Genomic DNA, 26,617 nt, shown 5'->3' on the forward strand with positions numbered 1-26,617 from the left:
GCGGGGGCGGCGGGCTCGGCGGCGCGGGCGGATCCCGCTCCGCCGGTCACGGCCGCGGCGACGGCCACGGCCAGGACGGTTCTGCGGGACGGCTGTTCGGCTCTGCTCATGGGCGGAAGACCCCCAAGTGTCGAGTCGGGGCGGATCCGATGCACACGGGTCGCGCTGCACGGTTGTGCGCCAACTATGGCCGGGGGCGGCCCGCGCTGCCAGCACTTCGCGGCATGCCGCGCCCAGCAATATTGGTCTCGACACGTGGCATGACCTGCGGCGGACCCCCGGCGACCGCCCCGCGCTCCCCCGCCGGGCACGGCACCGGGCACCGATCCGCCCGGACATTAGAATCTTCCCGACACATTCCGCCCTCCCCACCGACCCGAGGACCGGCCATCCACAGTCTCGCCGCCCGGCTCCGCACCCTCCCCCCGTCCTGCGGGCCGGTCCGCCTGATCGGCGTCGACGGGCACGCCGGGTCCGGCAAGACCACCTTCGCGGCCCGGCTGGCGCACGCCCTGGACGACGCCCCGGTCCTGCACCTCGACGACGTCGCCGCCCACGACCGGCTGTTCTCCTGGACCGACCGGCTGCTCGCCGAGGTGATCGAACCGCTCGGCCGGGGCCTCACGGCCCGCTACGCCCCCTACGACTGGCACGCCCGCGCCCGCGGGGCGCCCCGCGCGCTGCCCCCGGCCCCGGTGGTGCTGATCGAGGGCGTCGGAGCCGGGCGCCGCGCCCTGCGGCCCTTCCTGGCGCACCTGTTGTGGATGGAGCTGCCCCCCGAGGAGTCGTGGAGCCGGGGCAGGCGGCGGGACGGTGAGGAGCAGCGGGCGTTCTGGGCCGGGTGGGTCGAGGCGGAGCGGCGACACTTCGCCGAAGACCCGTCCCGCCCCTTCGCCGACTCCCTGGTACGGCAGCGGGAGGAGGGGTACGAGGTGCTCCCGGGGCCCCTGCACAGCGTTGGACCGGACCAGGATCTCACGCAGGGTGACGGACCATCCGCAATGTGCTGAACTTGTGAAGGCGACCGCGCGGGAAGTTGCCGGAGTGCCCCAACTCGGCTTGACCCAGGGGCCGTACAGGACTTACGTTCTGGATGTGCGGCCCTGCGAAGCCGCCTGTCAGACGCGAAGCCCCCGGTTGTTCCCCCGTGATCGGGGGCTTCGTTCTGCCCCGAGCCGGTTTTCCGGCCGCCGGACGACGTGTTCCGCTCACCCTCGGTCACCGTCCGAAGTGCGCCCCATCCGCTCCCACCTCGTCAAACGGCCTGTGCGGCACCCTTCGGCGAGCGACACCCGCGCAGGTACGATGCCCTCGGTGCGACCTACCGACTGCTCCGCGCACCGCAACTCCGGTCCGCGGCACGGCGGTTCGATCAAGGCGGCCCGACGGGTACCAGCCCGCGGGCCAACCGACGGGGGCACGGTTTGTGGGGGACGTGATGGACTTCGGCACGCGGGGCCCCGAGGCCCCGGCCGACCTCGCCTGGCTGCGAGGCGTGGACGCCTACACCATGGGCGCCTATCCACAGGCGGAGGAGGAGTTCCGGGCCGCGGTCAGGGCCGACCCCGGGATGGCCGACGGCTGGCTCGGACTGCACGCGCTGCGCGTCGACACGACGACCGCGCTGCTGCGGATGTTCCGCCACCGCGACCGCTTCGGCGAACAGCGCGCCCGGCACCGCCGGTGCCTCAACTCCTGGTACTGGCTGGGCTGGTGGGTGCAGCCGGTGCTGGAGAGCCCGCGCGACCTGCTGCTCGCGCACGCCTCCCACTGGCTGGACGGGCGCCACGTACCGGAGTTGGACCGGGCGCTGGCCGGGCTGCCGCCGGTGGACACCGACCACCAGGTCCGCTTCCTGCACGCCTGCCGGGCCTACCTGGTCAAGGACTGGGAGCAACTGGTCAGGAACACCGACCCGTTGATCGACGACCACCTCCTCGGCATCGAGGCCGGGCTGTTCGGCGGGATGGCCCGGGTCAGGCTGGAGATGTACGGGCAGGCCGAGCCGCTGCTGTCGGCGTCGCTGATGCGCTGCCGCAGCGAGCAGCCGCAGCGCAAGGAGCTGCGCTACTGGCTGGCCCGCGCCCACGAGGGCACCGGCAGGTCGGCCGCCGCGCTCCCCCTGTACCGGGCGGTGCACCGGGTCGACCCGGCGTTCATGGACACCTCGGCCCGGCTCACCGCGATCTCCGAGGGCGACGGCTACGACGACACCTCCGAGGCCGCCGACCTCGCCGCGATCACGCTCTCCGGCGCCCAGGACGCGCTGGACGGCCCCGAGGGGTTCGACCCGCTGTTCGGGGCGGAGGGCCGTGACCTGCGGCTGTCCGAGCCCGACCTGCCGCCGGTCGGGCCGCTGCCGTCGGCGACCGGTCCCGCCGTGCGCGACCGCGGCCTGGTGACGGCGGGTCCCCCGCTGCCGGCCGGGCCCACCGATCCCGCCCTGCTGGACGAAGCGCTCGCCGAACTGGAGCGCATGGTGGGTCTGGAGCCGGTGAAGCGCCAGGTCAAGGCGTTGTCGGCGCAGCTGAACATGGCGCGGCTGCGGGCCGGTCAGGGGCTGCCGGTGCAGCCTCCGAAGCGGCACTTCGTCTTCTCCGGGCCCTCCGGCACCGGCAAGACCACCGTCGCGCGCATCCTGGGCCGGGTCTTCTACGCCCTCGGGCTGCTCGGCGGCGACCACCTCGTGGAGGCGCAGCGGGCCGACCTGGTCGGCGAGTACCTGGGGCAGACCGCCGTCAAGGCCAACGAACTGATCGACTCGGCGATCGGCGGCGTCCTCTTCGTCGACGAGGCGTACTCGCTCTCCAACACCGGCTACGGCAAGGGCGACGCGTACGGCGACGAGGCGCTCCAGGTGCTGCTGAAGCGGGCCGAGGACAACCGGGACCACCTCGTCGTGATCCTCGCCGGGTATCCGGAGGGCATGGACCGGCTCCTCGCCGCGAACCCCGGACTCTCCTCGCGCTTCACCACCCGCGTCGACTTCCCGTCCTACCGGCCGCTCGAACTGACCTCGATCGGGGAGGTGCTGGCCACGGAGAACGGTGACGTGTGGGACGAGGAGACCCTCGACGAGCTGCGGTCGATCGCCGGGCACGTGGTCGACCAGGGGTGGATCGACGAGCTGGGCAACGGGCGGTTCCTGCGCACCCTGTACGAGAAGAGCTGCGCCTACCGGGACCTGCGGCTGTCGACGTACCCGGGGGTGCTGTCGCGGGACGACCTGTCGACGCTGCGGCTGCCCGATCTGATGCAGGCGTACGGCGAGGTGCTGTCGGGGCGGGGCCCGCAGGATCCCGCCGGGATGTAGCCGCCGCCCGTGAGGCGGGGTGGGGGCGGGTCCGCTCGGGCGGGCCCGCCCCCGCCGTTCAGCTGGCCACCGAGAGGGGCGGCCGGTGGTGGGCCGGGTCGGTGACCTCGCCCACCAGGAGTTCCAGCACGTCCTCCAGGGCCACCAGGCCGAGGACGCGGCCGGAGGCGTCCGCCACCTGCGCGAGGTGGGTGGCCGCGCGCCGCATCACCGTCAGGGCGTCGTCCAGCGGAAGCTCCGGGCGGAGCGTCGTCATCGGACGCCACAGGTGCTGCGGGACCGCCCGCTCGGACTCCTCCACGTCCAGGACGTCCTTGACGTGCAGGTACCCCATGAAGACGCCGTTGTCGGCGGCGACCGGGAACCGGGAGAAGCCCGTGCGGGCGGTCAGCTCCACGATCCGGCCCGGAGTCACCGACGGGCTCACCGTGATCAGGGAGTCGCGGGTCAGCAGGACGTCGGTGACCGGGCGCGAGCCCAGTTCCAGCGCGTCCTCCAGGCGCTCCTGCTCCTCGGGTCCGAGCAGTCCGGCCTGACCGGAGTCCTCCACCAGGCGGTTGAGCTGCTCGCTGGTGAAGACGGCCTCGATCTCGTCCTTGGGCTCCACGCTGAACAGCCGCAGGATGCCCTGCGCGCAGAAGCCGAGGGCGGCGGTGATCGGCCGGCAGAGCCGCGCGAAGGCGACGAGACCGGGGCTGAGCCACAGCGCGACCTTCTCCGGGGCCGCCATCGCGAGGTTCTTCGGGACCATCTCGCCGATGACGAGGTGGAAGAAGACCACGGCGGCGAGCGCCAGGACGTAGCCGAGCGGGTGGATCAGGCCCTCGGGGAGGTACATCCACGCGAAGACCGGCTCCAGCAGGTGCGCGACCGTCGGTTCGGCGACCGCGCCCAGGGTGAGCGAGCAGACGGTGATGCCGAACTGGGCGGCGGCCATCATCTGCGGCAGCCGCTCCAGGCCGTGGAGGACCTGGCGGGCGCGGGCGGTGCCGAGCGGTTCGATCTGGCTGCGGCGGACCGAGACGAGCGCGAACTCGGCGCCGACGAAGAAGCCGTTGGCGAGCACGAGCAGCCCGGCGAACAGGAGTTGCAGCAGGCTCATCGGACGGCCTCCATGATCGGCGCGGTGCGCACCAGGCGGACCCGCTCGGCCCGGTAGTGGCCGACCCGGCGGACGGTGAGCCGCCAGCCGGGCAGCTCCGCCCGGTCACCGGCGGCCGGGATCCGGCCGAGCAGGTCGGCGACCAGGCCCGCGACGGTCTCGTACGGGCCCTCGGGCACGTCCAGGCCTATCCGCTGGAGGACGTCGACCCGGCAGCTCCCGTCGGCGTCCCAGGCGGGCCTGCCGTCCTCGGGCGCCGCGGCGGCGAGTTCGGGCACGTCCTGGCCGTCGTGCTCGTCGCGGACCTCGCCGACCAGCTCCTCGACGATGTCCTCCAGGGTGACCACGCCCGCGGTGCCGCCGTACTCGTCGACGACGACCGCGATGGGCTGCTCGCTGCGCAGCCGGGCCAGCAGCGGCTGGACCGGGAGCGTCTCGGGAACCAGGAGCGCCGGGCGGGCGATCCGGGCGGCGGACGTGCGCAGCCGGTCCTGGGCGGGGACGGCGAGCGCGTCCTTGAGGTGGACCATGCCGACGACCTCGTCGATCCGCTCCCGGTAGACGGGGAAGCGGGAGAGCCCGGTGGCCCGGGTCAGGTTGACGACGTCCTCGGCGGTGGCCGACGACTGGAGCGCGCTGACCTTCACGCGCGGGGTCATGACGTGCTGCGCGGTCAGCTCGGCGAGCGACAGCGTCCGCACGAAGAGGTCGGCGGTGTCCTGTTCCAGGGCGCCAGCCTGGGCGGAGTGCCGGGCGAGGGAGACCAGTTCGCCGGGGGTGCGGGCGGACGCCAGCTCCTCGGCGGGCTCCACGCCCAGGGCCCGCACCAGCCGGTTGGCGACCGTGTTCAGACCGGCGATGACCGGCCGGAACAGCCGGGCGAAGGTGTGCTGCGGGCCGGCCACGAACCGGGCGACCTGCATCGGCTTGGAGACCGCCCAGTTCTTCGGGACGAGTTCGCCGACGACCATCTGCACGGCGGACGCCAGCAGCATGCCGACGACGACGGCGACCCCGGAGACGGCGCCGCCCGGGACGCCGAGGGCCGCGAACGGGCCGTGCAGCAGCTCGGCCAGCGCGGGTTCGGCGAGCATGCCGACGACGAGGGAGGTGATGGTGATGCCGAGCTGGGTGCCGGAGAGCTGGAAGGACAGCTCCTTGAGCGACTCGACGACGGTGCGGGCCCGTCGGTCGCCCTCGGCGGCGGCCTTCTCGGCGTCCGTGGCCTCGACGGTGACCAGGCCGAACTCGGCCGCCACGAAGAAGCCGTTGGCCAGAATCAACAGGAACGCCGCTCCGAGGAGCAGCAGGGGGATGCTCATGATGCCGCCGCCTCGCCGGTTCGGGAGGGGGCGGCGCAGGTACTACAGGACGATCCGTCCATCGCTGGAGGGAGTCACTCCTCGGGTAGCAGGGAAAGCCGCCGCGGCCGGAGCGACCCGGCGGAGAACAGCGGCGGCGGAGGCGCGTGGAACGCCTCCGCCACCAGATTAATCAAGACAGGGGCCCTCGCGGCAGGGTCGAAGGGCCGGAGTCAGCCCTGATGTTCCTGAGAATCGCCCGGGGACCGGGATTCGGCCAGGGCGCGCAGGGCGCGCGCGTCGGCGATGGCGTGCTCGCGGGCGATGCCCGGCTGGATGCCGAGCACCGGCAGGCTGGTGCCGTCGCTGAGGTCGAGGAAGACCCAGGGGTCGCCGGGGCGCAGGTTCACCCGGAGGATCTCGGCCCAGTCCAGCCTGCGGCGGCTGGCGATGTTCTGGACGGTGACGCCGTCGTCGTCGGCGACGACCTTGACCCGGGCCAGCAGCGCGAGAACCCCGAACAGGAGGGCGCCGGTGAGGATGAAGCTGAGGCGTTCACCGGGGCCGAGCTGCTCCAGGGCGAGCGCGACCGCGGTGATGACCGCGAGGATCAGGACACCGGCGGTGAGCAGCACGGCGCGGGTGCGGCCCGGCCGGAAGGTGACGGGCAGGGCGGGCAGGTCGGACATGGGTGGGGCGCCCCTCAGAGCCGGCAGGCGTGGATGGCCGTGGTCAGGATGGCCCGCGCGCCGATCTCGTACAGGTCGTCCATGATCCGCTGGGCCTCCTTGGCCGGGACCATGGCGCGGACGGCGACCCAGCCCTCGTTGTGCAGCGGGGAGACGGTCGGGGACTCCAGGCCGGGCGTGAGGGCGACGGCCTTCTCCAGCTGCTCGACGCGGCAGTCGTAGTCCATCATCACGTAGGTCCTGGCGACCAGGACGCCCTGGAGGCGGCGCAGGAACTGCTGGACCTTGGGCTCGGCGGAGTCCTCGGTGTCCGCGCCGGTGCGGCGGATCACGATCGCCTCGGAGCGCATGATGGGCTCGCCGAAGACCTCCAGGCCCGCGTTGCGCAGGCTGGTGCCGGTCTCGACGACGTCCGCGATGACCTCGGCGACCCCGAGTTCGATGGCGGTCTCGACGGCGCCGTCGAGGTGGACGACGGAGGCGTCGATGCCGCTGTCGACGAGGTGCTTGGCGACGATGCCCTCGTAGGAGGTGGCGACCGTCTTGCCGGTGAGGTCCTCGATGCCGCGCGCCTGGCCGGGCTTGGCGGCGAAGCGGAAGGTGGAGCGGGCGAAGCCGAGCGGCAGGATCTCCTCGGCGCGGGCGTCGGAGTCGATCAGCAGGTCGCGGCCGGTGATGCCGATGTCGAGGCGGCCGGAGGAGACGTAGATCGCGATGTCGCGGGGGCGGAGGTAGAAGAACTCCACCTCGTTGACCGGGTCGACGATCCGCAGTTCCTTGGACTCGCGGCGCTGCTGGTAGCCGGCCTCATGCAGCATGTCCGCCGCAGGTCCTGACAGGGAACCCTTGTTGGGGACGGCGATGCGCAGCATGAGGTCGGCTTCCTTCGCTCGGGACGGTGCGGTGCGGTGGGGGTGGGACGGGGGGCCGGGAGGCGGGGTCTACAGATGGGAGTAGACGTCGTCGAGGGAGATCCCCCGGGCGACCATCATCACCTGGACGTGGTACAGCAGCTGCGAGATCTCCTCGGCCGCCGCCTCCTTGCCCTCGTACTCGGCGGCCATCCAGACTTCGGCGGCCTCCTCGACGACCTTCTTGCCGATGGCGTGGACGCCCTTGCCGACCAGTTCCGCGGTGCGGGAGGTGGCGGGGTCGCCGGTGGCTGCCTTGTGCTGGAGCTCGGTGAACAGCTCCTCGAACGTCTTCTTGGACATGGTGGTCCCACCCTAGCCGCTGATCGGGGGCGACTCAGCGCCAGGGTTCGGATACCGAGCGCAGGGTGGCCGCGGTCGCCACGGCCGCCGTCACCGCCTCGTGGCCCTTGTCCTCGCGCGAGCCCTCGATACCGGCCCGCTCCAGGGCCTGCTCCTCGGTGTCGCAGGTCAGGACGCCGAAGCCGACGGGGACGCCGGTCTCCACGGAGACCTGGGTGAGGCCCTGGGTGACGCCCTGGCACACGTACTCGAAGTGCGGGGTGCCGCCGCGGATCACGACGCCGAGGGCGACGATCGCGTCGTAGCCCCGTCCCGCCAGGACCTTGGCGACGACCGGCAGTTCCCAGCTGCCGGGGACCCGCAGCAGGGTCGGCTCGTCGATGCCGAGGTCGTGCAGGGCGCGCAGGGCGCCGTCGACCAGTCCGTCCATCACCGTCTCGTGCCACTGCGCCGCGATGACGGCGACCCGCAGGTCCCCGACGTTGCGTACGGACAGTTCGGGTGCGCCCTTGCCGCTCACGTTCGTCTCTCTCCTCGCTCGCTCACTTGCTCGCTGATGTGCCGGTCACTGGTTGCCGCAGGTGGACGCGGCCGCCTCGGGGGCCGCGTCGAGCCAGGGCAGATCGTGCCCCATCCGGTCCCGCTTGGTGCGCAGGTAGCGGAGGTTGTGCTCGCCCGCCTGCACGGGCATCGGCTCACGGCCGGTGATCCCGATGCCGTGGCGCCGCAGCGCGTCGGTCTTGTCGGGGTTGTTGGTCATGAGGCGGACCCCGCGCACGCCGAGGTCGGCCAGGATGCGGGCGCCCGCGCCGTAGTCCCTGGCGTCGGCGGGCAGGCCGAGTTCGAGGTTGGCGTCGAGGGTGTCGCGGCCCCGCTCCTGGAGTTCGTAGGCGCGCAGCTTGGACAGGAGCCCGATGCCGCGTCCCTCGTGGCCGCGCAGGTACACGACGACGCCCCGGCCCTCGCGCTGGATGCGGCCGAGCGCGGCGTCGAGCTGGGGGCCGCAGTCGCAGCGCAGGGAGGCGAAGACGTCGCCGGTGAGGCACTCGGAGTGGACCCGGACCAGGACGTCCTCGCCGTCGCCGAGGTCGCCGTGCACGAGCGCGACGTGCTCCACGCCGTCGGTGACGGAGCGGTAGCCGTAGGCGGTGAACACGCCGTGCCGGGTGGGAAGGCGGACCTCGGCCTCGCGGCGGACGGTGGGTTCGGCGCTGCGGCGGTAGGCGATCAGGTCCGCGATGGAGATGATCGTGAGGCCGTGCTTGCGGGCGAACGGGATCAGTTCGGGCAGCCGGAGCATCCGGCCGTCCTCCCCGGCGATCTCGACGATGGCGCCGGCCGGGCGCAGGCCCGCGAGGCGGGCGAGGTCGACGGCGGCCTCGGTGTGCCCATCGCGGGTGAGGACGCCGCCGGGCCTGGCGCGCAGCGGGAAGACGTGGCCGGGCCTGACGAGGTCGCCGGGTTCGGCGGTACCGCCCGCGAGCAGCCGCAGGGTGGCGGCCCGGTCGGCGGCGGAGATCCCGGTGGTGACGCCGTGGGCGGGCCCGGCGTCGACGGAGACGGTGAACGCGGTCTTCATCGACTCGGTGTTGTCGGCGACCATCTGGGGCAGCCGGAGCCGGTCGAGTTCGTCGCCCTCCATGGGGGCGCAGATCAGTCCGCGGCACTCGCTCATCATGAAGGCGACGATCTCGGGGGTGGCCTTCTCGGCGGCGATGACGAGGTCGCCCTCGTTCTCCCGGTCCTCGTCGTCGACGACCACGACCGGGCGGCCGGAGGCGATGTCGGCGAGGGCGCGTTCGATCGGGTCGAGGGCCCAGTGCTCGATGCCGTCGGTGTCGTGCGGGTCAGATGCCGTGGTCATGCCGGCACTCCTTCCAGGGTGTGCCGCGCGTCGGCGCGGGAGCGCAGCCACCAGTCGCGCAGGCCCCACAGGACGAGCGCGCCGTAGATGACGTAGACGAAGCCGGAGAAGGCGTATCCGTTGGCGAAGTTGAGGGGGACGCCCACGAGGTCGACGAGGAGCCAGGCGATCCAGAACTCGACCATGGAGCGGGCCTGCGCATACATCGCGACGACGGTGCCGACGAAGATGTAGGCGTCCGGCCAGGGGTCCCAGGACAGGCTGGGTACGGCCTCGAAGAGGAGGGCGACGGCGACGGTCCCGGCGGCCGCGGCCGCCACCATGGCGGCGCGCTCGCGCCAGGTCGCGAACCGGGGGGCGATGTGCCCGTCGGCGGCCCGGCCCCGGTCGCGGCTCCACTGCCACCAGCCGTAGAGGGCGACGGCCATGACGACGACCTGCTTGCCCGCGCTCCCGGCGAGGTGGCCGTAGAAGGCGACGAACAGGACGGCCCCGGAGAGGAACTGCACGGGCCAGGTCCACAGCGAGCGGCGCCAGCCGAGGGCGAGGGTGATCAGGCCGAGGATGTTGCCGGTCATGTCGGACCAGATGATGTGCTGGCCGAGGAGGGTGAACGCCTCGGAGTTCAGGCCGCTCACTTGGTGGCCCCCGGTCCGGCGGCGAGCAGTCGCTCCACGTACTTGGCGACGATGTCCACCTCCAGGTTGACCGGGTCCCCGGGCTGCTTGCGGCCGAGGGTGGTCAGGGCGAGGGTGGTGGGGATCAGGCTGACGGTGAAGCGGTCGGCGTCCGCCCGGACCACGGTGAGGCTGATCCCGTCGACGGTGATGGAGCCCTTGTCGACGACGTACCGCGCGAGGTCGGCGGGGAGGGAGACCGTGACGACCTCCCAGTGCTCGGAGGGTTCGCGGGCCAGGATGCGGCCGGTGCCGTCGACGTGGCCCTGCACGATGTGGCCGCCGAGCCGGGCGCCGACGGCGGTGGGGCGCTCCAGGTTGACGCGGGACCCGGCGGTGAGGGCGCCGAGGCTGGAGCGGACGAGGGTCTCGGCCATGACGTCGGCGGTGAACTCGTCGCCCTCGTGCTCGACGACGGTGAGACAGACCCCGTTCACGGCGATGGAGTCGCCGTGCTTCGCGCCGTCGGTGACGACGGGTCCGCGCAGCCGGAAGCGGGAGGCGTCGCCGAGATGCTCGACGGCGGTGACCTCACCCAGTTCTTCGACGATTCCGGTGAACACTTCCCGGGTCCTCCTGCCTCATGGGGGCACGGACTCCGGGGCTGTCGATGACGACAGAGAGAGCGAGCGTGGACACCGGGGGCGACGCCGAAAGCACTCGTCCTGAGCCAGGACGAGCCGATACGGCGGCGCGCACGCATGCCCGCCCGCCGCGCACTGCCTCCCATCCGGACTTTAACCGTCGGTCCAGGAATTTCACCTGGTCAACCGGCCACTGGACGTGACCGGGTCGCGGACTGTAACCGCCGGTTCGGACTTTCACCGACCCCGGAGTGCGCTGCTTCTGGTACACGGTCAGTGTGCCACGCCCGTCGGAGGTCCATACGGGTGACGGCTGTGGGCTGGCTCACAGCCGGTCGTCGCACCACCCGGCGCGCGCCCGCGCGCCCCTCCCGCGGACGGCAGGTCCGTACCTATTGACGGAATGGTCTAGTCCTTTCTAGGGTCCCTCCGGGGGCGCGGCCCGGTGCGCACCCTCCCGGACCGGTCCGGCGGCGGTGACGACGGCCCTTGCCCGCCGCCGGGCCTTCGGCCACCGCCCGCGACGGCTCTGGCAGGGTGGCGGCATGACGACCGCGCTCGCCGACGAGTTCGAATCGCACCGCTCCCGCCTGTTCGGGCTGGCCTACCGGATGCTGGGCTCGGCCCACGAGGCCGAGGACACCGTCCAGGACGCCTACCTCCGCTTCAGCGGCGCCGACCGCGCCGCGATCGAGCATCCCGCGGCCTGGCTCGCGAAGGTCGTCACCAACCTCTGCCTCAACCGGCTGACCTCCGCTCGGGCCCGGCGCGAGAGCTACGTCGGCGACTGGCTGCCGGAGCCCGTGGCCACCTCCGACGGCGCGCTCGGCCCGCTGGAGTCCGCGGAGCAGCGGGAAGCGGTGTCGATGGCGATGCTGGTGCTCCTGGAGCGGCTGACCCCGGCCGAGCGCGCGGTGTACGTGCTGCGCGAGGCGTTCGGGTACGGGCACCAGGAGATCGCCGGGGTGCTGGAGCTGGGCGAGGCCAACTGCCGTCAGCTGTACCGGCGGGCGGTGCGGCGGGTGGGCGAGCCGGAGACCCGTTTCGAACCGGCGCCCGAGCGGTGGGAGGAGCTGGTGACGTCGTTCCTGACCGCCGCGCGGGACGGCGACCTGAGCGCCCTCGAACGCCGGCTGTCGGCCGACGTGGTCTGGTGGAGCGACGGCGGCGGCAAGGTCAGGGCGGCGCTGCGGCCGATCGCGGGGCGCGCCAAGGTGGCCCGCTTCCTGGCGGGCGGCGGCCCGAGGTTCACCGGCGGCCTCGTCTTCTCGCCGGCCGAGATCAACGGCGGGACGGCCCTGGTGGCCCGGTCGGGCGAGACGGTCGTCGCGGTGCTCGTGTTCGACATCAGGGACGGTCTGATCACCCGGGTGCGCTCGGTGGTCAACCCGGAGAAGCTGGAGTACGTGGGCCGCCAGCTGAAGCGGACCTGATCCGCGCGCCCCGGCTGTCACATTCCGGGGCGCTCCGCGGTCCTCGCTGGTGTTGCGGCGCTCCGCCCGGGGGCGCCCGGCGCGCGAAGGGGCTGAACGGCATGACCACGATGCTGGTGACCGGCGGGACCGGAACCCTCGGACGGCTCGTCGCCGCCCGGCTGCGGGCGGACGGGCACGAGGTGCGGGTGCTCAGCCGCCACGCCCCGCCGTACGCGGTCGACCTGCGGACCGGCGGCGCGGCGCTCGACGCCGCCGTCGAGGGCGTGGAGACGGTGGTGCACTGCGCGTCCACGCCCAGCGGCGGGGACGAGAAGGCGGCGGCGCGGCTGGTCGGGGCGGCCCGGCGGGCGGGCGTGCGGCACCTGGCGCACATCTCGATCGTCGGCGTCGACCGGGTCCCCTACCGCTACTACCGCAGCAAGCTCGCGGCGGAGCGGCTGATCGAGGAGTCGGGCCTCGGCTGGACGATCCTGCGCGCGACACAGTTCCACGACCTGGTCCTCGGTGTCCTCCAGGCCCTCGCCAAGGCGCCGGTGCTGCTGCTCCCGGCCGGGCTGAGCGACCAGCCCGTCGAGGTGACGGAGGTCGCGGACCGGCTGGCCGCACTGGCGACGGAGCCACCCGCGGGCCGGGTCCCCGACCTCGGCGGCCCGGAGGTGCGCACCCTCGAATCGCTGGCCCGCGCCTATCTGACGGCGACGGACCGCCGCCGCGCCCTGGTCAACGTCCCGCTGTGGGGCCGCACGTACCGGGCCTTCCACGAGGGCGGTCATCTGACCGGCGACGAACACGCCCTGGGCAGGGGCACGTTCGAGGACTACCTGCACCGCAGGGCGAGGGCGGCGGGCCGCGCCTGAGCCGGGCGGCGGCCGCCCCGCGCCGGTCACCGTCCGGGGGGCGCGAACACCTCGTCCTGGGCGCGGTCCCTGGCGGTCAGGAGGGCTCCCCGCAGGACCGCAGCGCCGCCCAGCAGGCCGGGGCGCACCTCGGTGGGCAGCGGGGACATCCGGCGCACCCGTTCCGCGACCCGGCCCGCGAGTTCCCCGCCCCCGGCGTGCCCGATCTCGCCGCCCAGGACCACGCACCCCGGGTCGAGCAGCGCCGCGACGGAGGCGACCCCGACGGCGAGCCGGTCGGCGAGGGCGTCCAGGAAACGCTCGGCGGACGCGGCCGCCACCCCGGCGTCGGCCGCCCCGGTGACCGCCCGTACCGCCTCCCGCACCGGCCCGGCGGCGGGCGGCTCGTGCCCCCGTGCCTCGCCCGTCACCCCGTGCTCCCCGGCGAGGCGGGCGATCGCCGCCGCGCCCGCGAGGGAGTGGAAGCCGCCGTCGCAGTCCGTCGCCGTGGGGAGCCCGGTGGTGCCGGGGACCGGCAGGAAGCCGATCTCGCCGGTGCCGCCGGACGCGCCCCTGCGCAGGGTGCCGTCCAGGACGACGGCCGCGCCCGTGCCGTGGCCGAGCCAGAGCAGGACGAACGTGTCGTGGTCGCGGGCGGCGCCCTCCCGCTGCTCGGCCAGGGCGGCGAGGTTGGTCTCGTTCTCGACCCGGACGCGGGCCCCGGGGAGCCGTTCCTGCAGGGCCGCCACCAGTCGGCGGTGCCAGGCGGGCAGGCCGGAGGAGTCGCGGAGTTCGCCGCTCGCCGGGTCGATCAGGCCGGGCGCCCCGATCCCGACGGTGTGCAGCCGGTCGGCGCCCGCCTCCTTCAGCACCCGTTCCACGAGCGCGACCGCGTGCTCGACGGCCGGGCCTGTCCCCATCTCGCCGCCGATCGGCAGGGCGGCCTCCGCCAGCACCTCGCCGACCAGGTCGGAGACGACGACGGCGAGCCCCTCGGTGCGCACGTCGAGGGCGGCGAGGTGGGCGCGGTCGGCGACGATCCCGTACAGCCTGGCGTTCGGCCCCCTGCGGGTCTCCCCGGCCTCGCCGACGACCGTCACGAACCCGGAGTCGGTGAGGCGTTCGACGAGGTCGGCGACGGTGGGCCGGGACAGGCCGGTGAGCGCCTTCAACTGGCCTGCCGTCAACGGGCCCTCCTGCTGGAGCAGACGCAGGGCGAGCCGGTCGTTGATGGCCCGAGCGGTGCTGGGGGATGCGGGCATGCCGGGGATCCTTCCAGATGGGCGGGACCCGTGCGCTCTATCTATCAGGCAGGGTTCCTGATAGTTTACGCGGCGTCAGCGGGGCCGAGGTGTGCGGGAGGGGCGGGGAAATGGGCGACGTGGGCGGCGACCTGCGCGAGGTGAGGCGTGCCCGGTACGCCGTGGCGGCCGTGTTCGCCGTGCACGGCGGTGTCACCGGCTCGTTCGCGACCCGGGTGCCCTGGATCCAGGACCACGCGGGCCTGAGCGCGGGCCAGTTGGGCTTCTCGCTCGCCTTCACCGCGTTCGGCGCCGCCTGCGCGATGCCGCTCGCCGGACGGATCAGCCACCGCTTCGGCAGCCGGACCGCGCTGCGCGGACTGCTCGCGCTGTGGACGCTCTCCCTGGTCCTGCCGTCGCTCGCGCCGAACCTGCTCACGCTCTGCCTGGCGATGTTCGTCTACGGCGCGAGCGCGGGCATGGCCGACGTCGCGATGAACGCGCTCGGCGTCGAGATAGAGCGGCTGCTCGACAAGTCGATCATGTCGGGGCTGCACGGCATGTGGAGCGCGGGCGCCCTGCTCGGCTCGGCGGGCGGCACCCTCGCCGCGCACCTCGGATCGGACGCGCGCCTGCACTTCGCGCTGGCCGCCGCCGTCCTGACCGTCCTCGGCCTCACCGCCTGCCGCTGGGTGCTCGACCTGAAGGCGACGCAGGACGAGGAGCCGCCGCCGAGGTTCGCGCTGCCGCCGCGCTCGGCGCTGCTGATCGGCGCGGTCGGCTTCTGCGCGGTCTTCGCGGAGGGCGCCAGCCTCGACTGGTCGGCGGTCTACCTGCGCGACCGGCTGGAGACCTCGGCCGGTCTGGCCGCCGCCTGCACCACCGGGTTCATGCTGACCATGGCCGTCGCCAGGATCGTCGGCGACGCGGCGGTCGACCGCTTCGGCGCGGTGCGCACGGTCCGGGCCGGGGGTGTGCTCGCCGTCGTCGGCGGGGTGCTGGTCGTCGTCTCCGCCCACCCCGCCGTCGCCATGGCCGGGTTCGCGCTGATGGGCCTCGGCATCGCGGTGGTGGTCCCGCTCTGCTTCGCGGCGGCCGGGCACAGCGGCCCGAACCCCAGTCAGGCCATCGCGGGCGTCGCGACGATCACCTACACCTCGGGCCTGATCGCGCCGAGCCTGATCGGCGGGGTGGCGCAGGCGACCAGCCTGACGGTGTCGTTCGTGGTGGTGACGGTGCTGGCGAGCGGGCTCGTGGTGTTCGCCCGGGTGCTGCGGCCCACCCGCGAGGGCCCCAGGACCGGGGCGGGCCGACCGGCCGAGGCGCTGCCCGACGCCCGTCCCTGACCCCGCGCGCCCCCGCCCCGGCCGCGGAGGTCGCGGGCAGGCCGGGGAACGGGCAGGTCAGGCTGTGCGGAGGAGGTCCGGGGAGCCGTGACAATGGGTCCGGACCATCCTGCTGTACAGAGAAAGCGAAACCTCACCATGGACCTCGGCGTGCGCTGGAAGCTGCACGGGGACGGCCGCACCCCCGCGCCCGGAGCGGTGGTACGACCCGACGAACGGCTCTCCTGGCCCCGCACCATCGGCCTGGGCGCCCAGCACGTGGTGGCCATGTTCGGGGCGTCGTTCGTCGCCCCGGTGCTCATGGGGCTCGACCCCAACCTGGCGATCATGATGTCGGGCGTCGCCACCGTGATCTTCCTGCTCGCGACGCGCGGCCGGGTGCCCAGCTACCTCGGCTGCTCGCTCTCCTTCGTGGGCGTGGCCGCCGTGATCAGGGCGCAGGGCGGCAGCAGCGCGACGGTCACCGGCGCGATCCTGGTCGTCGGGGTCGCGCTGTTCCTGGTGGGACTCGCGGTGCGGCGGTTCGGGGCGCGGATCATCCACGCCGCGATGCCCCCGGTCGTCACCGGCGCGGTGGTCATGCTGATCGGCTTCAACCTGGCCCCGGTCACCGCCAAGACGTACTGGCCGCAGGACCAGTGGACGGCGCTGCTGGTCATGCTGTTCACCGGCCTCGCCGTCGTCTGCCTGCGCGGTTTCTGGTCCCGGGTGGCGATCTTCCTCGGCCTGGTCTTCGGGTACGCCGTCTCGTGGATCTTCGACCTGGTCCTCGGGCGGATCCACTCGGTCGACGCGAGCGGCAAGGTGACCGACCACTGGCGGCTCGACCTCTCCGGTGTCGGCGGCGCCGACTGGATCGGCCTGCCGGACTTCCACGGCCCCGCGTTCCAGTGGTCGGCGATCCTGGTCGCGCTGCCGGTCGTCATCGCGCTGGTCGCGGAGAACGCCGGACACGTCAAGGCGGTCGGCGAGATGACCGGCGACCCGCTCGACGACAAGCTCGGCACGGCGATCTCCGCGGACGGCGTCGCCTCCGTGCTCTCCACCGCGGTCGGCGGCCCGCCGAACACCACGTACTCCGAGAACATCGGCGTGATGGCCGCGACCCGCGTCTACTCCACCGCCGCCTACTGGGCCGCCGCCGGCTTCGCGCTGCTGTTCGGCGTCTGCCCGAAGTTCGGCGCGATCGTCGCCGCGATCCCGGGCGGTGTCCTGGGCGGCATCACGGTGATCCTCTACGGCATGATCGGCCTGCTCGGCGCGCAGATCTGGACCAACGCCGGGGTGGACCTGCGCAATCCGCTGAACCTGGTACCGGCCGCCGCGGGCATCATCATCGGCATCGGGGACGTCTCGATGACCTTCTCCGACACCTTCTCGCTCAGCGGCATCGCCCTGGGGACGCTGGTGGTGATCACCGGGTACCACGCGCTGCGGGCGTTCGCCCCGGCCCATCTGAAGACCACGACCCCGCTCCTGGACGAGGGCACGTCCTCCTACGACGACACCAAGCCGTAGGTCGTCCGCACAGTCCTGCCTGCCCGGCGAAGCCCGGCCCGCCCCAGCCCCGTGGCGGCGGGCCGACCGCGGCCGGTGCGGCACGCGCCGGCGGGGCACGCGCCGACCCCGTTCCCCCGGACCGGGGTCGGCGCGGCCCGGCCGATCCGCTCATCCCTCCCCCGTCACGAGCCGCGCTCCCCCGTCCCCGCCGTCGGACAGGAACCGCGCCAACCGCCCGCCCTCCTCGACGACTTCGGCGCGCTCGGCGCGGGCGAGCGGGCGCAGCGCGGTGACGGTGACGGTGCCCGCGTCGGTCCGCCAGGTCGCGGCGACCCGGCCGTCGACCAGGACCACCCGTTCGCCCGCGACCGACAGCCCCCGGTGCTCGTCCGCGACGATCCGGCCGCGCTCCTGGTAGCCGAGGAGCGCGTTGTCGAAGGCGGGCAGGAACCGCACCGGAGCCGGGGTGTCCGGGTCGGGGCGGGGCGCGTCGGGCAGGTCGAGCAGTTCGCGCCCCCTGCTGTCGCGCAGGACGACCAGTTCCGGGCGGAGCGCCGCCACCGCGCCGGGCAGCCCGGCCACCCCCGACCAGGCGCGCAGGTCGGCGGTGGCCGCCGGTCCGAACGCGGCCAGGTAGCGGCGGACCAGCGCCCGCCCGACCGGGTCGGGGCCCTCCGGGTGCCCCGGGCCGTCCTGGTGGGGCGGGTCGACCGGGCGGCCGAGCCAGCGGGCGAGGGAGACGTTGCGGGCGCCGCCGCCGGTCCGCCACAGCCCGCGCGGCGGCACCTGGGCCATCGGCAGCAGCGCGGCGACGACCATCTCGCCGAGGGCCCGCTGCCCCGGACCGGGCCAGCGCCCGGCGAGCGCCCGCGCCAGTTCGGGCATCGTGCGCGGCACACCGTCGGCGGCCAACCGGGCGGCGTCCGCGGCGAGTTCGTCGAGGTCGACCCCGGCGAAGTCGGCCCGGTAGGTGCCGAGCACCCGCTGCCTGAGCATCGGGGCGTGCCGGGACCGCCAGGCGAGCGCGTCCCCCGCGGTGACCAGGTGGACGGTGCGCCGCATCAGATGGGTGCGCACCACCTTCCGGTCGACCAGCAGCCCCGACAGCTCCGCCGGGTCGAACGCGCGCAGCCGTGACCAGAGCCCGGTGAAGGGCTCCTGGGGTTCCTGCGCCTGCAACCCGCAGAGGTGGGCCACGGCGTCCAGGGCCGGCAGCGCGGCCCGGTCCAGGAGCAACTGACGGGCGAGCGTCGCCCGGTTGAGCGCACGGTCGTCGAGGACGGTCGGCACGGTCGTCTCCCCTGTCCCGGCCCGCGCGGTCAGCTCGCCGTCCGCCCGTCGAGCGTCTCGCGGAGGATGTCCGCGTGCCCCGCGTGCTGGGCCGTCTCGGCGATGACGTGGGTGAGGACGCGGCGGACGCTGCGGGTCTCGCCCGGCCGGTGCCAGGGCACCGGGGGCAGCGGGTGGGTGGCGGAGAGGTCGGGCACGGCGGCGACGATCTCCTCGGTGCGGGCGGCGACCCGCGCGTACCGGGCGAGGACGGCGTCGAGGGTGTCGTCGGGCAGCATGCGGAAGTCGTTCGCGCGGTCCACCGCCCACTGCGGGACGGTCGTGGCGGTGCCGGCCGCGAGGTCGGCCCAGGTGACGCCGTCCGGCAGGCTCAGGTGCATCGACGAGGGTCCTTCCAGGACGAAGCGCAGCCACCGCTCCTCCATGGACGCGACGTGCTTGACGAGTCCGCCGAGGCAGAGCGCGCTGGCCGTGGGCCGCTCCCCGGCGCGGGTGTCGTCCAGGTCGCGCACGGTCGCGGTGAGGGCGTCGCGCGCCGCGGCGAGGGAGGCGAGCAGGTCGGTGCGCTCGTCGTCGAGGGGGCGGGGGGTCGTCATGGTGATCGGGGTCCTTCCGGTCGTGCGCTGTCACGGACGCCCCGCGGCGCGGCACGCTCCTCGCCGGGGACGCGAGGCGTGCGGGAAGTCTCCTCCCGGGGAGGGCTCCCCGTCGCGGGACTCCCTCACCTTGGCAGCGGTAGCGGTCAGGAGGTGTCCGCTACCGCGATCCATACTGGTCCCATGCCGAAGACCTCCGCACGCCTGCTCTCCCTGCTGTCGCTGCTCCAGGCGCGCCGGGACTGGCCGGGCGCGCTGCTGGCCGAGCGCCTCCAGGTCAGCGCGCGCACGGTCCGCCGGGACGTGGACCGGCTGCGGGAGCTGGGGTATCCGGTCGCCGCCGTCAAGGGTCCGGACGGCGGCTACCGTCTGGAGGCGGGCGCGGCGCTGCCGCCGCTGCTGTTCGACGACGACCAGGCCGTGGCGCTCGCCGTCGCGCTGCGGACCGCGTCGGTGACCGGCGCCGGGATCGAGGAGGCGTCGGCGCGGGCGCTGAACACGGTGCGGCAGGTGATGCCGGCCCGGCTGCGGCACCGGGTGGACGCGCTGCGGGTGACGGCGGTGGAGCGCGCGGGGTCGTGGCCGCGGGTCGATCCGCAGGTGCTGCTGGCGCTCAGCGCGGTGGTCAGGGACCGTGAGGTGCTGCGCTTCGACTACGCGGCGCCCGGCGCGGCCGACGCCGGGCAGCAGCCGCCGCCCCGCCGGGCCGAGCCGCACCACCTGGTGACCTGGAGCGGGCGCTGGTATCTGGTGGCCTGGGACCTGGAGCGGGCGGACTGGCGCACGTTCCGCGTCGACCGGATCACCCCGCGCGTGCCCACCGGCCCGCGCTTCACGCCGCGCGAGCTGCCCGGCGGGTCGGTGGCCGGGTTCGTCGCCGACCGCTTCCAGGGCCACGAGAGGCAGGTCTGCCGGGGCGAGGTGGTCCTGTCCCTCCCGGCGTCCGCCGTCTCCCCATACGCGCGGGACGCGCTCGTCGAGGAACTCGGCGCCGACCGCTGCCGGGTGGTCGTGAGCGCCTGGTCGTGGACGGGGCTCGCGTCCTGGCTCGGCCGTTTCGACGCCGCGATCGAGGTGGTCGGGCCGCCCGAACTGGCCGAGGCGTGCGGGCGGTTGGCGCGCAGGTACGCCGAGGCGGCTCAGTCCTCGGGCAGTTCGACCGGCGCGATCTCGTCGTAGAGGTCGCCGGGGCCCGGGTTGGTGGCGTCGGTGGCGCCGCCCAGGTGGTGCATGACGCCCCAGACCGCGTTCAGGGCGGTCTGCACGGCGCCCTCCGCCCAGCCCGCCGTCCAGGAGATGTCGTCGCCCGCGAGGAAGACGCCCCGCTGCCCCGCGGGGAGCCGGTCCTGCATGAAGTGGGTGAACAGGCGCCGCTGGTAGCGGTAGTGGCCGGGCAGGTTGGCCTTGAACGCGCCCATGAAGTAGGGCTCGTTCTCCCAGGAGACGGTCACCGGGTTGCCGATGACGTGCTTCCTGATGTCGACCTTCGGATAGATCTCGCCGAGCGACTTCAGCATCACGTCCATCCGCTCCTTGGCGGACAGCGGCAGCCACTTGAGGCTGTCGTCGCACCAGGTGTAGGAGAGGCAGATGACGGCGGGCCGGTCGGGGCCGTCGTCGAGGAGGTAGGTGCCGCGGGTCATCCGGTCGGTGAGCGTCATCGACATGACGTCCCGGCCGGTCTCCTCGTCGCGGTCCCGCCAGAACGGCCGGTCCACCGGCACGAACAGCTTCGAGGACTCCATGTAGTGGGTGCGCTCGATGGCCGTCCAGTGGTCGATGGGGAAGAGGGACTCGTCGCAGTCGATCTTCGACAGGAGCATCCAGGACTGGGCGGTGAAGACGGCGGCGCGGAAGGTGCGGATGTCGCCGCGGGCGTCCGTGACGGTGATCCGGTCACCGGCGGTGCGGTGCATCCTGGTCACGGCGGGCAGCGGCTCGCCGCCCTCGTGCAGGCTCGCCAGCGAGGTGCCCGGCGCCCAGTGGACGATCTTGCCGGGCTCGCGCTCCCAGAGCCGCAGCGGCAGTTGCTGGGAGCCGCCGACGATGCCCCGGTGGTGGTCGTCGGCCTCGGTGTAGACGACCCGGAGGATCTCCAGGATGGAGTTGGGGAAGTCGGTGTCCCAGCCGCCGGTGCCGAAGCCCACCTGGCCGAAGATCTCGCGGTGCCGGAAGGACCGGAACGCCTCGGAGGCGCAGAGGAACCCGTAGAACGTCTGGTTGTCGAGCTGTTCGACCAGCCGGGCCCAGATCGCGCGGATGCGCGGCACGTCCCGCTCGCGCAGGGCGCGGTTCATGTCGGAGAAGTCGGCGCCCTCCTCCAGGCACCGGTGCCAGGCGTCGGCGACGTCCCGGTAGACCTGCGGCAGGTCGGCGGCGGTCCGCGCGTAGTGCGTCTCGCCCTTGAGGTCGACGACCGTCGAAGGGGTGCTCTCCGCAAGGGGGTTGGGGAAGGGGCGGGTCTGCAGACCGACGAGGTCGATGTAGTGCTGGAGCGCGGTGGACGACGGCGGGAAGCGCATCGCGCCCATCTCCGCGGTCAGCCCCTCGGTGCCCGGCCCGTCGAAGCCGACGGTCCGCAGACGGCCGCCGATCCGGTCGGCCTCGTACACGACGGGCCTGAGCCCCATCTTCATCAGCTCGTACGCGGCGACGACGCCGGAGAGCCCGCCGCCGACGACGGCGACCTCGGTGCCGTGCTCGGTGGCGGGCACCTGGCCGATTCCCGCCGGGTGGGCGAGGAAGTCGTCGTAGGCGTAGGGGAAGTCGGGGCCGAACATGGTGATCGGCGGCTGCTGCGCGTCGGTGTGCTCGACGGCGTTGGGCACCGTGGACGTCATGGGGTACGGGCTCCTTGCGGCAACGGGGTTCGGGGGGAGGTCAGGCCAGGGACCCGTAGAGGCCGGGGCGGCGGTCGGCGAGGTAGGGGTTGGCCTCGCGGGACGCGGCCAGGAAGGCCGGGTCGACGTCCGCGAGGAGCAGTTCCTCACCGCGTCCGGCGCGGGCGCGGGCGACCCCGTCGGGCCCGGCGAGGCAGGAGAGTCCGACGAACTCGAACTCCCCCTCGGCACCGGTCCGGTTGACGTAGGCGACGTACATCTGGTTCTCGAAGGCGCGCACCGGGATCATCGACTCGGCGACGAACTGGAACGGGTGCATCTGCGCCGTCGGCACCACCAGCAGGTCGGTACCGGCGAGGGCGTGGGCGCGGACGTTCTCCGGGAACTCGACGTCGTAGCAGATCAGCAGGCCGACCCGGACGCCGTCCAGTTCGGCCTGGACGACGGGCAGGTCGCCGGGGGTGAAGTGGTCGCGCTCGAAGCAGCCGAAGAGGTGGGTCTTGCGGTGGTTGGCGAGGCGGTCGCCGGTGGCGGAGACGAGCTGGACCGCGTTGAAGACGGCCTCGCCGTCCCGCTCGGGGTAGCCGTAGGCGATCGCGAGGCCGTGCCGGGCGGCGAGGTCGGCGACCGCGTCCGCGGCCTCGCCGTCGGCGGGTTCGGCGAGGACGCCGACGGCGTCGCCGATGGCGTACCCGGTGAGGAACAGCTCCGGTGTGACCAGCAGTCGGGCGCCCGCCGCCGCGGCCCGGCGCGCGGCCGCGGCGAGCACCGTGAGGTTCTCGGCGACGGAGCCGGGGCGGCCGGAGCTCTGGAGCAGGGCGGTGCGCATGCGGGGTCCTCACGGGTACCGGGGGGTGTCGGGGAGGCTCCCGGACGACGGCCGGGCAGCCCTCTAGACGGTACGGTCGGCGCCCGCGGCCGGACAAGGAGCAGCCGTTGCGCGACGGTGCGCGGTTCGTTGCGCGGGCCGCGCACCCGGCGGCGATTCGTTGCGCTCCGGCTCACGGTGGCCGCGGGCGGGCGCGCACCGGCCGGGCACGCTACCCGGGTGTCCCGGAGGAGAAGCGGCGCAGCAGCGGCGACAGGACGAGGACGGACTTGGTGCGCTCCACGAAGGACTCGCCCGCGATCCGCTCCAGGACCCGCTCGAAGTGGCGCATGTCGGCGGCGAAGACCTGCACGATCGCGTCCGCGTCGCCGGTGACGGTCGACGCGGCCACGACCTCCTGGTAGCGCTCCAGGCCCCGCTGGATGGTCTCGGGCGAGGTGTTGCTGCGGCAGTAGATCTCGACGAAGCCCTCGGTCTCCCAGCCGAGGGCCGCCGGGTCCACCCGTACGGTGAAGCCGGTGATGGCGCCGGTGGCGCGCAGCCGGTCGACGCGCCGTTTCACGGCGGGCGCGGAGAGCCCGACGAGCTGGCCGATGTCGGCGTAGGAGCGGCGGGCGTCCTCGGCGAGGGCGTGCACGATGCGTTCGTCGAGTGGGTTCAGCACGGGGGTGGTTCAGCTCTCAGATGGTGCGAGACGGGAGCGGCGGTGACCGTAACTGAAGTAGAACACGAGCCCGGCGGCCATCCAGCACCCGAAGACCACCCAGGTGACCGGGGACAGGCTGCCCATCAGCCAGACGCAGAGCGCGAAGCCGAGGGCGGGCAGCAGCGGGGAGAGCGGCACCCGGAAGGTGCGGGGCATCTCGGGCCGGGTCCGGCGCAGGACGACGACAGCGACGTTGACGAGCGCGAAGGCGAACAGGGTGCCGATGCTGGTGGCGTCGGCGAGCTGGCCGAGCGGCACGACCGAGGCGAGGCCGCCGCAGAAGAGGGAGACGATCAGGGTGTTGGCGCGGGGCGCGCCGGTCCTCGGGTGGACCCTGGCGAAGACCTTCGGCACCAGGCCGTCCCTGGCCATGGCGAACAGGATGCGGGTCTGGCCGTAGAGGACGGTCAGGACGACGCTGGCGATGGCGACGACGGCGCAGAACGCGAGCAGGGTCCCCCAGAGGGTCTGTCCGGTGACATCCCGCATGATCTGGGCGAGGGCGGCCTCGGAGTCGGCGAAGGTGCGCCAGGGCCGGGCGCCGACGGCGACGGCCGCGACCATGACGTACAGGACCGTCACGATGACGAGCGACAGCATGATGGCGCGGGGCAGGTCCCGCTGCGGGTTGCTGGCCTCCTCACCGGCCGTGGAGGCGGCGTCGAAGCCGATGTAGGAGAAGAACAGGGTGGCACCGGCGGCGCTGACCCCGGCCACCCCGAGCGGCATGAAGTCCGCGTAGTTGCCCGACCTGAAGCCCTGCACGCCGATGGCGCAGAACATGACCAGCGCGGCGATCTTGACGCAGACCATGATCGTGTTGGCGCGGGCCGACTCGCGGGCGCCGCCCAGCAGGAACGTCATGGCGAGCAGGACGACGATCAGCGCGGGCAGGTTGAAGACGCCGCCGTCGCCCGGCGGGGCGGAGAGCGCGGCGGGCAGGGTGAAACCGACGGTCCCGTCGAGGAGTTCGTTCAGGTACTGGCCCCAGCCGACGGCGACGGCCGCGACGGAGACGCCGTACTCCAGGATCAGGCACCAGCCGCAGACCCAGGCGATGAGTTCACCCAGAGTGGCGTACGCGTACGAGTACGAGGATCCGGCGACCGGGATGGTACCGGCGAGTTCGGCGTAGGAGAGGGCCGAGAAGAGGGCGGTGAACCCGGCGAGGACGAAGGAGAGGATGACGGCGGGTCCGGCCTTGGGCACCGCCTCGCCGAGGACCACGAAGATGCCGGTGCCGAGGGTGGCGCCGATGCTGATCATGGTCAGCTGCCAGAGCCCGAGGGAACGCCTGAGCGTGCCGCCCTCGCCGTGGCCGCCCTCCGCGACCAGCAGTTCCACCGGCTTGCGGCGCATCAGGCGGGCGCCGAACCCCGGGGCGGGCCCCGGCTCCGTGCGGTCCTGCGGGGATGGTCCTTGGTCCGGCACGCGCCGACTCCTTCTCACAGCGGTCAGGCGTCGGGAACCGCAGGCGCACCCGCGTGAGCGGGAACCCACCGAGCGGAGTCCCCGGCACGCCACGTACAGCGCAGCACCCTACGAGCCGCGCGTTCCCCCACGTAATGCGGCAACCTTGCGCGTCGCCGCAAGATCGTTGCGTTGCGGGCGGCGGCACGCCGTTTCGTTGCGCGCCGCCTCGGGGACGTCGTGGGGGCGGCCCCGCCCGGGACCAGGGGTCAGCTCCAGCTCGCGTGCAGGGGCTTGCCCTCGGCGTAACCGGCCGCGCTCTGGACGCCGACGACCGCCTTCTCGGCGAACTCCTCCAGGGAGCCCGCGCCCGCGTAGGTGCAGGACGAGCGGACGCCCGCGACGATCGAGTCGATCAGGTCCTCGACGCCGGGGCGGGCCGGGTCGAGGAACATCCGCGAGGTGGAGATGCCCTCCTCGAAGAGCGCCTTGCGGGCCCGGTCGTAGGCGGACTCGTCGGAGGTGCGGTTGCGGACCGCGCGCGCGGAGGCCATGCCGAAGGACTCCTTGTAGAGCCGTCCGGAGGCGTCCTGCTGGAGGTCGCCGGGTGACTCGTAGGTGCCCGCGAACCAGGAGCCGACCATCACGTTCGAGGCACCGGCGGCCAGCGCCATCGCCACGTCCCGGGGGTGGCGGACCCCGCCGTCGGCCCACACGTGCTTGCCGTGCCGCCTGGCCTCGGCCGCGCACTCCAGGACCGCGGAGAACTGCGGGCGGCCGACGCCGGTCATCATCCGGGTGGTGCACATGGCGCCGGGTCCGACGCCGACCTTGACGATGTCGGCGCCCGCCTCGATCAGGTCGCGCACGCCCTCGGCGGCGACGATGTTGCCGGCCACGATCGGCACCCGCGGGTCGAGGGCGCGCACCACCTTGACGGCGCTGATCATCGACTCCTGGTGGCCGTGCGCGGTGTCGATGACGAGGGTGTCGACGCCCGCGTCGAGCAGCGCCCGCGCCTTGCCCGCGACGTCGCCGTTGATGCCGACGGCGGCGGCGATCCGCAGCGCGCCGGTCGCGTCGACGGCAGGCGTGTACAGGGTGGCGCGCAGCGCGCCGGTGCGGGTGAGGATGCCCGCGAGGCGGCCCTCGGCGTCCACGGCGGGGGCGTAGCGGCGGTTGGCGCCGTCGAGCCGGTTGAAGGCCTCGCGCGGGTCGATCCCGGCGTCGAGCAGCAGCAGGTCCTTGGACATGACCACGTCGAGCTGGGTGAAGCGGTCGACGCCGGTGAGGTCCTCGTCGGTGACGACGCCGACCGGGCGGCCCTTCTCGTCGACGACGACCCCGGCGTTGTGCGCGCGCTTGGGCAGCAGGGCCAGCGCGTCGGCGACGGTCTGGTGCGGGGAGAGCACGATCGGGGTGTCGAGCACGTGGTGGCGGCTCTTGACCCAGGAGACGACGTCGGTGACGACCTCGTCCGGGATGTCCTGCGGGATGACGACGAGCCCGCCGCGCCGGGCGACGGTCTCGGCCATCCGGCGACCGGCGATGGCGGTCATGTTGGCGACGACCAGCGGGATCGTGGTGCCCGTGCCGTCCGGCGAGCTGAGGTCCACGCCCTGCCGCGAACCGACGGCGCTGCGGCTCGGGACCATGAAGACGTCGTCGTACGTCAGGTCGTACGGGGGCTGGATGTCGTTGAGGAAACGCACGTGCTGCACATCCCAGTCGATCAGAGGTGGCCCCCGGACAGGTCAGCCAGGGGGAAGAGCACGTACCTCATTGTCCCACGCCGACCGGAACGTCCTGCCACGGAGGATCGTCCAGGCAGGTCAGCGGGGTT

General features: G+C 73.5%; 24 protein-coding genes and 1 riboswitch. Of the genes, 7 read left to right on the forward strand and 17 right to left on the reverse strand.

All coding sequences use genetic code 11. The annotated features are described in order from the left end of the window. The first annotated feature begins 389 nt into the window (after positions 1 to 389). Together GA0115242_RS11465 and GA0115242_RS11470 are read left to right on the forward strand one after the other, a co-directional pair. Complete coding sequence (locus GA0115242_RS11465) at positions 390 to 1,010, forward strand: uridine kinase family protein (protein WP_176729799.1); 621 nt, start codon at positions 390 to 392, stop codon at positions 1,008 to 1,010. 428 nt (positions 1,011 to 1,438) lie between these two features. Next, the gene (locus GA0115242_RS11470) at positions 1,439 to 3,313 is read left to right on the forward strand and encodes an AAA family ATPase (protein ID WP_093827297.1); all 1,875 of its coding nucleotides are present in this window, start codon (positions 1,439 to 1,441) and stop codon (positions 3,311 to 3,313) included. Positions 3,314 to 3,371: 58 nt separating this feature from the next. Here the strand turns inward: GA0115242_RS11470 and GA0115242_RS11475 are convergent, their stop codons facing one another. The 9 genes from GA0115242_RS11475 to GA0115242_RS11515 all read right to left on the reverse strand — a co-directional run bounded on the left by GA0115242_RS11475 (position 3,372) and on the right by GA0115242_RS11515 (position 10,723). Next, entirely contained in the window at positions 3,372 to 4,415 is a 1,044-nt protein-coding gene (locus GA0115242_RS11475) for a hemolysin family protein (RefSeq protein ID WP_093827298.1), read from the reverse strand. After that, the gene (locus tag GA0115242_RS11480) at positions 4,412 to 5,737 is read right to left on the reverse strand and encodes a hemolysin family protein (RefSeq protein ID WP_093827300.1); all 1,326 of its coding nucleotides are present in this window, start codon (positions 5,735 to 5,737) and stop codon (positions 4,412 to 4,414) included. Before GA0115242_RS11480 ends, GA0115242_RS11475 begins: the two co-directional genes overlap by 4 nt. A 212-nt stretch (positions 5,738 to 5,949) precedes the next feature. Next, the gene (locus GA0115242_RS11485) at positions 5,950 to 6,405 is read right to left on the reverse strand and encodes a PH domain-containing protein (protein WP_093827302.1); all 456 of its coding nucleotides are present in this window, start codon (positions 6,403 to 6,405) and stop codon (positions 5,950 to 5,952) included. Positions 6,406 to 6,419: 14 nt separating this feature from the next. Further along, positions 6,420 to 7,277, reverse strand: coding sequence for an ATP phosphoribosyltransferase (hisG, locus tag GA0115242_RS11490; protein WP_093827304.1), 858 nt, complete (start codon positions 7,275 to 7,277; stop codon positions 6,420 to 6,422). A gap of 69 nt (positions 7,278 to 7,346) precedes the next feature. Beyond that, a complete protein-coding gene (locus GA0115242_RS11495; protein ID WP_093827306.1) occupies positions 7,347 to 7,619 on the reverse strand; it encodes a phosphoribosyl-ATP diphosphatase in 273 nt (90 codons plus the stop codon). A 34-nt stretch (positions 7,620 to 7,653) separates the two neighbouring features. Further along, positions 7,654 to 8,139 (reverse strand): 6,7-dimethyl-8-ribityllumazine synthase, encoded by a 486-nt coding sequence (gene ribH / locus GA0115242_RS11500; protein WP_093827308.1) that lies wholly within the window; start codon positions 8,137 to 8,139, stop codon positions 7,654 to 7,656. Positions 8,140 to 8,184: 45 nt separating this feature from the next. Further along, positions 8,185 to 9,483, reverse strand: a complete 1,299-nt coding sequence (locus GA0115242_RS11505; protein WP_093827310.1) for a bifunctional 3,4-dihydroxy-2-butanone-4-phosphate synthase/GTP cyclohydrolase II — start codon at positions 9,481 to 9,483, stop codon at positions 8,185 to 8,187. Continuing rightward, positions 9,480 to 10,121 carry a nicotinamide mononucleotide transporter family protein gene (locus tag GA0115242_RS11510; protein WP_093827314.1) on the reverse strand — a complete coding sequence of 214 codons (642 nt, stop codon included), beginning with the start codon at positions 10,119 to 10,121 and terminating at the stop codon, positions 9,480 to 9,482. The genes GA0115242_RS11505 and GA0115242_RS11510 overlap by 4 nt, the downstream gene beginning before the upstream one ends. Next, positions 10,118 to 10,723: a riboflavin synthase gene (locus GA0115242_RS11515; RefSeq protein WP_093827315.1), complete on the reverse strand. Its 606-nt coding sequence runs from the start codon at positions 10,721 to 10,723 to the stop codon at positions 10,118 to 10,120. The genes GA0115242_RS11510 and GA0115242_RS11515 overlap by 4 nt, the downstream gene beginning before the upstream one ends. A gap of 149 nt (positions 10,724 to 10,872) precedes the next feature. Then, a riboswitch (FMN riboswitch) is annotated at positions 10,873 to 11,003 on the reverse strand. A 286-nt stretch (positions 11,004 to 11,289) separates the two neighbouring features. Here GA0115242_RS11515 and GA0115242_RS11520 point away from each other — a divergent pair. Together GA0115242_RS11520 and GA0115242_RS11525 are read left to right on the forward strand one after the other, a co-directional pair. Beyond that, a complete protein-coding gene (locus GA0115242_RS11520; RefSeq protein WP_093827318.1) occupies positions 11,290 to 12,177 on the forward strand; it encodes an RNA polymerase sigma-70 factor in 888 nt (295 codons plus the stop codon). 101 nt (positions 12,178 to 12,278) lie between these two features. Then, entirely contained in the window at positions 12,279 to 13,037 is a 759-nt protein-coding gene (locus GA0115242_RS11525) for an SDR family oxidoreductase (protein ID WP_093827319.1), read from the forward strand. A 26-nt stretch (positions 13,038 to 13,063) separates the two neighbouring features. Here the strand turns inward: GA0115242_RS11525 and GA0115242_RS11530 are convergent, their stop codons facing one another. Next, positions 13,064 to 14,278, reverse strand: a complete 1,215-nt coding sequence (locus tag GA0115242_RS11530) for an ROK family transcriptional regulator (protein ID WP_093827321.1) — start codon at positions 14,276 to 14,278, stop codon at positions 13,064 to 13,066. Between the two features lie 110 nt (positions 14,279 to 14,388). Here GA0115242_RS11530 and GA0115242_RS11535 point away from each other — a divergent pair, with 110 nt between their 5' ends. Next, positions 14,389 to 15,603 carry an MFS transporter gene (locus GA0115242_RS11535; protein ID WP_093827325.1) on the forward strand — a complete coding sequence of 405 codons (1,215 nt, stop codon included), beginning with the start codon at positions 14,389 to 14,391 and terminating at the stop codon, positions 15,601 to 15,603. 138 nt (positions 15,604 to 15,741) lie between these two features. Further along, positions 15,742 to 17,121, forward strand: coding sequence for a uracil-xanthine permease family protein (locus tag GA0115242_RS11540; RefSeq protein ID WP_093827326.1), 1,380 nt, complete (start codon positions 15,742 to 15,744; stop codon positions 17,119 to 17,121). A gap of 150 nt (positions 17,122 to 17,271) precedes the next feature. On the opposite strand, the gene GA0115242_RS11545 is transcribed toward GA0115242_RS11540, so the two are convergent. Next, positions 17,272 to 18,393 (reverse strand): winged helix DNA-binding domain-containing protein, encoded by a 1,122-nt coding sequence (locus GA0115242_RS11545; protein ID WP_093827328.1) that lies wholly within the window; start codon positions 18,391 to 18,393, stop codon positions 17,272 to 17,274. A 29-nt stretch (positions 18,394 to 18,422) separates the two neighbouring features. Further along, positions 18,423 to 18,989 carry a DinB family protein gene (locus GA0115242_RS11550; RefSeq protein ID WP_093827330.1) on the reverse strand — a complete coding sequence of 189 codons (567 nt, stop codon included), beginning with the start codon at positions 18,987 to 18,989 and terminating at the stop codon, positions 18,423 to 18,425. Between the two features lie 183 nt (positions 18,990 to 19,172). Between GA0115242_RS11550 and GA0115242_RS11555 the strand changes: the two genes are divergently transcribed. Continuing rightward, on the forward strand, positions 19,173 to 20,168 hold the full coding sequence (locus GA0115242_RS11555) for a helix-turn-helix transcriptional regulator (protein WP_093827332.1): 996 nt from the start codon (positions 19,173 to 19,175) through the stop codon (positions 20,166 to 20,168). Here GA0115242_RS11555 and GA0115242_RS11560 read toward each other — a convergent pair. From GA0115242_RS11560 to GA0115242_RS11580, 5 genes are all read right to left on the reverse strand, one after another. Then, positions 20,129 to 21,829, reverse strand: a complete 1,701-nt coding sequence (locus GA0115242_RS11560) for a flavin monoamine oxidase family protein (RefSeq protein WP_093827334.1) — start codon at positions 21,827 to 21,829, stop codon at positions 20,129 to 20,131. The two genes, GA0115242_RS11555 and GA0115242_RS11560, sit on opposite strands and share 40 nt — an antisense overlap. 40 nt (positions 21,830 to 21,869) lie before the next feature. Then, positions 21,870 to 22,658: a carbon-nitrogen hydrolase family protein gene (locus GA0115242_RS11565; RefSeq protein ID WP_093827336.1), complete on the reverse strand. Its 789-nt coding sequence runs from the start codon at positions 22,656 to 22,658 to the stop codon at positions 21,870 to 21,872. Positions 22,659 to 22,869: 211 nt separating this feature from the next. Then, positions 22,870 to 23,322: an Lrp/AsnC family transcriptional regulator gene (locus GA0115242_RS11570; RefSeq protein WP_093827338.1), complete on the reverse strand. Its 453-nt coding sequence runs from the start codon at positions 23,320 to 23,322 to the stop codon at positions 22,870 to 22,872. A 9-nt stretch (positions 23,323 to 23,331) separates the two neighbouring features. Continuing rightward, positions 23,332 to 24,795: an amino acid permease gene (locus GA0115242_RS11575; RefSeq protein ID WP_093827340.1), complete on the reverse strand. Its 1,464-nt coding sequence runs from the start codon at positions 24,793 to 24,795 to the stop codon at positions 23,332 to 23,334. A gap of 248 nt (positions 24,796 to 25,043) precedes the next feature. Further along, positions 25,044 to 26,486, reverse strand: a complete 1,443-nt coding sequence (locus tag GA0115242_RS11580) for a GuaB1 family IMP dehydrogenase-related protein (RefSeq protein WP_218088639.1) — start codon at positions 26,484 to 26,486, stop codon at positions 25,044 to 25,046. Positions 26,487 to 26,617 lie beyond the last annotated feature (131 nt).

The organism is Streptomyces sp. SolWspMP-5a-2 (assembly GCF_900091845.1).
GTDB lineage: Bacteria > Actinomycetota > Actinomycetes > Streptomycetales > Streptomycetaceae > Streptomyces > Streptomyces doudnae.